2 protein-coding genes and 1 pseudogene are annotated in these 1,493 nt (G+C 69.1%); all 3 read left to right on the top strand.

What is annotated here, in order from left to right:
- Positions 1-351: 351 nt before the first annotated feature.
- The gene (locus C1J00_RS43130; protein ID WP_102914202.1) at positions 352-618 is read left to right on the top strand and encodes a hypothetical protein; all 267 of its coding nucleotides are present in this window, start codon (positions 352-354) and stop codon (positions 616-618) included.
- A gap of 31 nt (positions 619-649) precedes the next feature.
- Positions 650-781, top strand: a pseudogene (locus C1J00_RS43125) (IS982 family transposase); the annotation flags it as partial.
- A gap of 80 nt (positions 782-861) precedes the next feature.
- Positions 862-1,493: hypothetical protein (locus C1J00_RS43120; RefSeq protein ID WP_245936745.1), on the top strand; the 632-nt coding region annotated here is incomplete at its 3' end.

Genomic DNA, 1,493 nt, shown 5'->3' with positions numbered 1-1,493 from the left:
GTGCTGGGACCGGTGTTCGGGCGTGGGGGCGGCTGAAGCGCGGGGTGGTGGATTGGCTCGGCCGGCCTCTCGAACGACCGCCGACTCGGCCCACAGGTCGGAGATGCCGAGGACGCCTTGGTCGCCGGTCACACGCCGGACATTGCCCCCGAGCCGTACGCGACCGCTGCGCGCTCGGCCGCCGACATCGTCGACCAAGTCCCGCGAGTCGAAAGGCGGGACAGCTATGCGTGAGTATTGGCGCGGTTCGTGCCCGTAGTAGAACCGCTCCGATCGCAGGCTGCGACGGCGCATGAACACTTGAATCTTGCTCAGGCGCCGTTACGCGCACCTCATAAAAAGGAGCCGCTGGTGTCCCTGCTTTTCCTCGTCCTTACCGTCACCCTTTCCTTGGTAATGGTCGCCCTGGGGGGAGCTGCCATCACCACGGGACGGGTCCCGGTCCGGTCGATCCGCCGCCACGCGCACCCTCAGCTCTGGGGCGCCGGTGCGCTGATCCTGGGTATCGCCGTGGGAACCGTGAGGATTGCTCCACCGAGCATCTTCATGGTGCTGTTCCTGTGCGGTCTCGGCCTGCTCGGCTTTGCGTACGGCATCAACCGTCCGAGTGGGAAGTAAGCGGGGGGTGATGACCGCGCTGCTGTAACGCGACCACCGCCTCGTTCGCAGCGGTCAGGTGATCCTGGCGGACAAGGGCTTCGCCGGGAGGGGGTTCGAGGCATTCCTCACCGCGCGCCTGGGCGTCCATCTGGTGCGGCCGGGCGGTGTTGTCCGCCGACCGGGCGGATCCGTGCCGCCGTTCGGGGGTGGTTCGCCTCGGGAAGGTCTCGCTAGGTCTGCCGGTCGGAATGTCACATCATCATGCGACTCTGCACGCCCGCTCACCTCTGCCTGGCGGCGGCAGCGGCGGCCGCCGTCCTGCTCCCCGGTGCTCATCCCGCGCACGCGGACGCCCCGGCGCCCGCCTGTGCCGCGCCCGACGACCACACCTTCCCGCTCACCACCCGCATCCACGGGGGGCCGGACACCTACACGGCCGGGGGCGGGTTCGGGACCTGGTACGTCGACCTGACCAACACGACCGACCGGACCTGCACCGGCATCCACCCCGTCGTCGTACTCGTCGACGACAAGCGGGCCCTGGAACCGTCGCAGCCTCGCCTCGAATTCTTCGAGGGCCCGCGGGCCCACCCCGTACGGTTCGAGAAGACCGGCGAGGACGAACTCGTCGGGGCGTTCACCGACGAGGAGGACCGGTTCGCCGGATTCACCGTCGGGCCGGGCAGGACCGTCACCGTCAAGGTACGGCTCGTGCTCACCTCGGACGCCGTGCCCAACGACGTCACGGCCAACGCCGCGGTGGTGCAGCGGCACGACGACGACGGCGACTGGGTGGGGCAGTCGAACGACTACCGGTTCGGGATCGAAAGTGGTGACGTGGGGACCGGCACCGACACGGGCACCGAAACACGGCCCGATCCCGATCCCGATCC

It is taken from the genome of Streptomyces cahuitamycinicus (genome assembly GCF_002891435.1).
Lineage (GTDB): Bacteria > Actinomycetota > Actinomycetes > Streptomycetales > Streptomycetaceae > Streptomyces > Streptomyces cahuitamycinicus.
The sequence above is the reverse complement of the archived record's forward strand: the minus strand, read 5'-3'. Positions and strand labels throughout refer to the sequence as shown.